The following is a 6,118-nucleotide window of genomic DNA, read 5'->3' on the forward strand; positions in this document are numbered from 1 at the left end:
AGAGGTAGTTTATGCTTCCCGTGATCGCTCTTGTTGGGCGACCCAATGTGGGCAAATCCACATTATTTAACCGTTTAACACGTACTCGTGACGCCCTCGTAGCCGACTTTCCAGGCTTAACACGAGATAGAAAATATGGCCAAGCTGACTACGATGGCTATGAATTTATCGTGGTAGACACGGGTGGTATTGACGGCTCTGAGCAAGGTATTGAAACCGAAATGGCTGAGCAGTCGCTATTAGCGATTGAAGAAGCCGATATCGTGTTATTTTTAGTTGATGCTCGCGCAGGTATGACTGCTGCCGACCAAGCGATTGCTAACCATCTACGCAAACAACAAAAGAAATGTTTTGTTGTAGCAAATAAAGTAGACGGTATTGATGCAGACTCATATTGTGCTGAATTCTATCAATTAAGCCTAGGTGAAGTGCATCATATTGCAGCGGCTCACGGCCGTGGTATCACGCAACTCCTTGATACGACTTTACAGCCAGTTATTGCTGAACTTGCAAGCGAAAGTGAAGAGCTTGAAGAAAGTGATGACGAACTAATTGATCTTTACAGCGAAGATGAAGAAGGCGAAAACAGCGAGCAAGCCTTTGCCGACAAGCCTATAAAGCTTGCTATTATCGGTCGCCCTAATGTTGGTAAGTCAACACTTACAAACCGTATCTTAGGTGAAGAACGTGTAATCGTTTACGATATGCCGGGTACCACCCGTGACTCTATCTATATTCCGATGACACGTAACGATAAAGAATACATCCTTATCGATACCGCAGGTGTTCGTAAGCGTAAAAAAGTAAGTGATGTTGTTGAGAAGTTCTCAGTTATTAAAACATTACAAGCAATCGAAGATGCCAACGTCGTGTTACTAGTGGTTGATGCGCGCGAAGGTATTTCTGATCAAGACTTAAGCCTACTAGGCTTTGCTTTAAATGCAGGGCGTTCTTTAGTTGTTGCTGTAAATAAGTGGGACGGCCTTGATGATTACGTTAAAGAGCGTATTAAGTCAGAGCTTGACCGCCGCTTGGGCTTTATCGATTTTGCACGTTTGCATTTTATCTCTGCCTTACACGGCACAGGTGTGGGTCACCTATTTGAGTCAGTAGACGAAGCCTACGAGTCAGCAACTAAACGTATTAGCACAGCTATGCTGCGTCGTATCATGGATATGGCACAAGCCGATCACCAACCGCCACTTGTTCGCGGTCGTCGTGTTAAACTTAAATATGCTCACGCAGGTGGCTATAACCCACCACGTATCGTGATCCACGGTAACCAAGTTCATGACTTACCTGATAGCTATAAACGCTACTTAATGAACTATTATCGCAAAGCATTAAATATCATGGGTACGCCAATCAAAATTGAATTTAGAGAAGGCGACAACCCTTACGCTGGTCGTACTAACAAAGTGACCTTATCGCAAAAACGTAAAATCCGTGCGTTTGCGAAAGAAAATCGCAACAAGTCGTAGCCAATTGCTAAACTAAGTGTAAAGTATTAAAAAAACCTTGTGAGTATGACTTACAAGGTTTTTTTATTACTAAAACTATGCTTTATTTAATAAACGAACAATAAATAGAGCAACATAAATGGACTTTTTAAGTCAGGTTATTTACGTCGATAACGTAGAAGAAGTACTCGACTTTTACTATCAAGCATTTGGTTTTAATACCAATCATATCAGTGATGATGCCGATTACGGTGAACTTGTTACAGGGCCTGTTAAGCTTGCTTTTGCAACCCATCCGCATGCGCAATCGTATTTTAAGCAAGGGTATATTCGTGCCCACCCTAAGCAACCTGCACTTGGTTTTGAGCTAAGGTTCAGCTGCCATAATTTAGTAGAAAGTTACGATAAAGCAGTGCTTGCTGGCGCTGAGCCATTGTGTCCGCCAACTAAAAAAGACGCCCAGCATTATGCGTATGTTCGTGCTATTGAGGGCACCTTGGTATGTTTAGTAGAAGATTAGCCTTTGGTAAGGTCAGTCTTTTGTAAGATCCGTTTTAGTAAGGTCAGTGTGTAGCTCAAGGGTTAACTCGCGTAATAACTCGATTCGCTCCAAACTCATGTTTGAGCGCGCCATTAACTTAGCCGTTAATGCTTCGGCATCAGTTTTAAGCTGCATGCCCTGCTCTGTTAATGAGATTACTTTTTTGCGCTCATCTTCATTCGATACCTGACGCGTCAATAAACCTTTCGTTTCTAAGCGTTTAACTATTGGTGTTAAGGTGCCTGAGTCTAAGTGCGTATCATGAGAAAGCGCTTTTAAACTCACCTGATTTTTATACCAAAGTGAGTGCATCACAATATATTGCGGATAGGTCAAGTCATAAGCTTCAAGGATTGGTCGAAACGCTCTGATCAACGCATTTGTTGCACTGTATAAAGTGAAACACACATTGTCTGATAAGTTGTTGCTCATGCTATTACCCTAAACTGAAATACAGCCGTATTATTGCCTTAATTTAGTTTGCGCGCAAATTATTTTCTGACGATCTATTGCCTTTTACCGTAAACTTCATTAAATTGGCCACAAATAGTTTGCGCGCAAACAATTTGTGCGAACTATAATTATTCGCTCACTAGCCTAGCTAGCTCAAGTATTCGAGGTTTATATGGTTACAAGTCAACAAATTCACTTAGTTTCACGCCCAACGGGCATGCCTACACAGGCTAATTTTGCGCAGGTAGACGTATCACTTCCAGATTTGAACGACGGCGAGGTATTAATTAAAAATACTTGGATGTCTGTCGACCCTTACATGCGCCCACGCATGATTGATCGTAAATCATATATTGCGCCATTTAACTTAAACGAAGTGATGGAAGCCGGTGCTATCGGCGAAGTTGTTGAATCACGCAATAACGACTTTCCGGTAGGAAGCAAAGTAAGTCACATTAGTGGCTGGCGTACCATGCACATTAGCGATGGCAGCGATTTAACCCTACTACCTAGTGTACCACTGCCTGACCAACTATTTTTAAGTACTATGGGTATGACAGGGTTAACCGCATGGGCAGGTTTAACAAAGGTAATTAGCCTAAAAGAAACCGACACTGTGTTTGTGTCAGCGGCATCAGGGGCTGTAGGTAGCGTAGTGTGCCAAATTGCCAAGCTAAAAGGCTGTAAAGTAATTGCATCGGTTGGCTCTGACGAAAAAGCGCAGATGGTAAAAGCGTTAGGCTTTGATAAGGTAATTAACTATAAAACGGTAGCAAACCTAACAGAAGCTCTTGAACAAGCGGCACCACAAGGTATTGATGTGTACTTTGAAAACGTAGGTGGCGAACACCTTGAAGCAGCACTCAATGTAATGAACGATTACGGCCGTATTCCTGTTTGTGGCATGATCTCAGGTTACAATAACGACACAGCACAGCCAGGGCCAAGCAACCTGTTTTATATCAACTCGAAAAAGCTCACCATGCAAGGCTTTATCGTGATTGATTACTTTGATCAGTTCCCTGAGTTTATTGAGCAAATGGGTGCGTGGATCAGCGAAGGTAAAATTAAATCTGAAGAAACGGTATACCATGGCATCGAAAATGCCGTTGATGCATTTCTTGGCCTGTTCGAAGGTAAAAATAAAGGAAAAATGCTAGTTAAGCTTTAACACCTAACATGCAAATAAAGCCTGTATCTTAGTTGGTACAGGCTCTATTTAGGCAAATTTAAAAAATACGATTGCCGAAACAAGCATCCCTTGCGCTTATAATCCTTCATATTCGGCCTTCCTTGGTTTTAAAATATGCTCCTGACAAGTCATCTTATTCCAACAATCTGTTTCAGGTACACCGTAATACCACGCTTTAAAAATAGGTTGATACTTTTCAATCACACGTTGTTGCATGCGTTTTGAAAAATGGGGTAAGTAAACCGTTTTAGTCAACGTGATATGCCTTGCAATCATCTGTCCTAAATTAAAACGCGCTTGCCGATACCTAATATCTGCTTTTTTAAACTCTCTGCTATCTGGTGCGAATTTTTGCATGTCTTGTTTAGGGCCTTCCGCCCAGCCAGCCACTTTGTTCATTTGTTCAGCAAAGGGCTTAACAGTAAACGTTACATAAATGGGGTCATCAGCATCGGTGGGCGCAAAACCTCGAGTAAAGACGTTGTAGTGATAATTAGGATGAGTAACTTTAAAAAGAATTGTTGCGTAGGCATTAGGTTGCAATAGGTCTAACCGCTCTCGCGGGAAGGTAATTGGCTCATTAGCATAGCTCGTTTTTAGATATCTATAACCGGAGTCTATGCCACAGCTACTATGACCACACGACTCTGTGTACACAGACTCTATTAAAAAAGGAAACTCCGACACTGAGCCATCTTCTGTTTTAATTGTCACAACGATGGGCCCACGATAACCATGCGCCTTATCAAATAAATAATTACAACTTGTTGTAAACAAACAGGCCAGTAACACACCGCTAAATTGCACCACCTTGCGCTTATAATCCTTCATATTCAGCTTCCCTTGGTTTTAAAATATGCTCCTGACAAGTCATCTTATTCCAACAATCTGTTTCAGGTACGCCGTAATACCACGCTTTAAAAATAGGTTGATACTTTTCAATCACACGTTGTTGCATGCGTTTTGAAAAATGGGGTAAGTAAACCGTTTTAGTCAACGTAATGTGCCTTTTAATCACCTTTCCTAATTTAAAACGCTCTTGGCGATACATTATGTCTGCTTCTTTAAATTCTCTGCTATCTGGTGTGAATTTTTGCATGTCTTGTTTATAACCAGTCGCCCAGCCAGCTACTTTATTCATTTGTTCAGCAAAGGGCTTAACAGTAAACGTTACATAAATGGGGTCATCAGCATCGGTAGGCGCAAAACCTCGAGTAAAGACGTTGTAGTGATAATTAGGATGAGTAACTTTAAAAAGAATTGTTGCGTAGGCATTAGCTTGCAATAGGTCTAACCGCTCTCGCGGGAAGGTAATTGGCTCATTGGCATAGCTCGTTTTTAGATATCTATAACCGGAGTCTATGCCACAGCTACTATGACCACACGACTCTGTGTACACAGACTCTATTAAAAAAGGAAACTCTGGCACTGAGCCATCTTCTGTTTTAATTGTCACAACGATGGGCCCACGATAACCATGCGCCTTATCAAGTACTGTAGTGCAACTTGTTGTAAACAAACAGGCCAGTAACACGCTCATAAACACCACTAATTTTTTCACACTATTGACCTTATATTTTAAAAATTATTTAGCGCTAATAATGGGGCTGTCGGCACTGTCACTAATTTGGTAGCCATAAATGTTGGCAAGCTGCGGCAGCTCAGGCGACAAGGCAAGGCCGTTGTCTGTATCAAACAATAGTCCTAACGTTTTTAATAAGTCAGCTTTATTATTTTTTAAAATTGCATCGCAGATATTATCAATCTTAGTAATATTCGGGTTGGGTGATGCGCGGTCGTTATTTGGGCTCAACTCAGCCGAGTTTAGTTGCGAAAGCAAACTTAGAATTAGACTAAGCTCATGATCAGACTGAGAGTTTAGCTGTTTTATCTCAGGCTCTTTTTGTTCATTATCATTTAACATAACTACTAGCGATGTATAAATAAACAAAGTAGCGAATATGAGAATAAAATATAAAACAACCCTGTTATGACTTATATTCACAGCAATTCCTTTTGTAAAACCATTTAAAACTTTAATAACCTTACACCAGCAATAAAGACCGTCAAAAAAATCATTAAAAAACAAACAAAAGAACCGTAATAAAAATAAAGAACCAGTAATTTTTAACGATTAAAAGCAAGATAAAAAGCTCACCATGCAAGGCTTTATCGTGATTGATTATTTTGATCAGTTCCCTGAGTTTATTGAGCAAATGGGCGCGTGGATCAGCGAAGGTAAAATTAAATCTGAAGAAACAGTTTACCATGGCATCAGCGTTGTTTCCTAAAAGTTTGAACTATCTTGCCAGCCTGTGATCAGATCATCTATATTTTACTAGCCCGTGCAACAACAATGAGCAAAATCACAAACTGGTCTCACTATAATCAAGCCCTCGTTAACCGCGGTAATATTCGCTTCTGGTTTGACGAAAAAGCAACGCGTCATTGGTATAACGAATGTACTCACGG

At 40.8% G+C, this 6,118-nt stretch carries 7 protein-coding genes and 1 pseudogene; 4 read left to right on the plus strand and 4 right to left on the minus strand.

Annotated features, from left to right (window positions below; translation table 11 throughout):
• Positions 1 to 11 precede the first annotated feature (11 nt).
• Together der and NH454_RS15150 are read left to right on the plus strand one after the other, a co-directional pair.
• Positions 12 to 1,481 carry a ribosome biogenesis GTPase Der gene (der, locus tag NH454_RS15145; RefSeq protein ID WP_135926784.1) on the plus strand — a complete coding sequence of 490 codons (1,470 nt, stop codon included), beginning with the start codon at positions 12 to 14 and terminating at the stop codon, positions 1,479 to 1,481.
• Between the two features lie 118 nt (positions 1,482 to 1,599).
• Entirely contained in the window at positions 1,600 to 1,980 is a 381-nt protein-coding gene (locus tag NH454_RS15150) for a VOC family protein (RefSeq protein ID WP_135926783.1), read from the plus strand.
• 12 nt (positions 1,981 to 1,992) lie between these two features.
• On the opposite strand, the gene NH454_RS15155 is transcribed toward NH454_RS15150, so the two are convergent.
• Positions 1,993 to 2,433 carry a MarR family transcriptional regulator gene (locus NH454_RS15155; RefSeq protein WP_135926782.1) on the minus strand — a complete coding sequence of 147 codons (441 nt, stop codon included), beginning with the start codon at positions 2,431 to 2,433 and terminating at the stop codon, positions 1,993 to 1,995.
• Positions 2,434 to 2,626: 193 nt separating this feature from the next.
• Here NH454_RS15155 and NH454_RS15160 point away from each other — a divergent pair, with 193 nt between their 5' ends.
• A complete protein-coding gene (locus NH454_RS15160; protein ID WP_253039512.1) occupies positions 2,627 to 3,625 on the plus strand; it encodes an NADP-dependent oxidoreductase in 999 nt (332 codons plus the stop codon).
• A 96-nt stretch (positions 3,626 to 3,721) separates the two neighbouring features.
• Here the strand turns inward: NH454_RS15160 and NH454_RS15165 are convergent, their stop codons facing one another.
• From NH454_RS15165 to NH454_RS15175, 3 genes are read right to left on the minus strand one after another with little or no spacing between them, the layout of a single operon-like run.
• Positions 3,722 to 4,477: a hypothetical protein gene (locus NH454_RS15165; RefSeq protein WP_253039514.1), complete on the minus strand. Its 756-nt coding sequence runs from the start codon at positions 4,475 to 4,477 to the stop codon at positions 3,722 to 3,724.
• Positions 4,464 to 5,207: a hypothetical protein gene (locus tag NH454_RS15170; protein ID WP_253039516.1), complete on the minus strand. Its 744-nt coding sequence runs from the start codon at positions 5,205 to 5,207 to the stop codon at positions 4,464 to 4,466. Before NH454_RS15170 ends, NH454_RS15165 begins: the two co-directional genes overlap by 14 nt.
• Before the next feature lie 24 nt (positions 5,208 to 5,231).
• Positions 5,232 to 5,570: a hypothetical protein gene (locus NH454_RS15175; protein ID WP_253039518.1), complete on the minus strand. Its 339-nt coding sequence runs from the start codon at positions 5,568 to 5,570 to the stop codon at positions 5,232 to 5,234.
• Between the two features lie 432 nt (positions 5,571 to 6,002).
• Between NH454_RS15175 and NH454_RS15180 the strand changes: the two are divergent.
• Positions 6,003 to 6,118, plus strand: a pseudogene (locus NH454_RS15180) (IS5/IS1182 family transposase); the annotation flags it as partial.

The sequence above is a fragment of the Pseudoalteromonas sp. Ps84H-4 genome (assembly GCF_024124645.1).
Classification (GTDB): domain Bacteria; phylum Pseudomonadota; class Gammaproteobacteria; order Enterobacterales; family Alteromonadaceae; genus Pseudoalteromonas; species Pseudoalteromonas lipolytica_C.

What these genes read in the sequence shown, in the direction of transcription:
- der (WP_135926784.1), top strand. Translation starts at nt 12, where the DNA reads ATGCTTCCCGTGATCGCTCTTGTTGGGCGACCCAATGTGGGCAAATCC.
- NH454_RS15150 (WP_135926783.1), top strand. Translation starts at nt 1,600, where the DNA reads ATGGACTTTTTAAGTCAGGTTATTTACGTCGATAACGTAGAAGAAGTA.
- NH454_RS15155 (WP_135926782.1), bottom strand. Translation starts at nt 2,433, where the DNA reads ATGAGCAACAACTTATCAGACAATGTGTGTTTCACTTTATACAGTGCA.
- NH454_RS15160 (WP_253039512.1), top strand. Translation starts at nt 2,627, where the DNA reads ATGGTTACAAGTCAACAAATTCACTTAGTTTCACGCCCAACGGGCATG.
- NH454_RS15165 (WP_253039514.1), bottom strand. Translation starts at nt 4,477, where the DNA reads ATGAAGGATTATAAGCGCAAGGTGGTGCAATTTAGCGGTGTGTTACTG.
- NH454_RS15175 (WP_253039518.1), bottom strand. Translation starts at nt 5,570, where the DNA reads ATGTTAAATGATAATGAACAAAAAGAGCCTGAGATAAAACAGCTAAAC.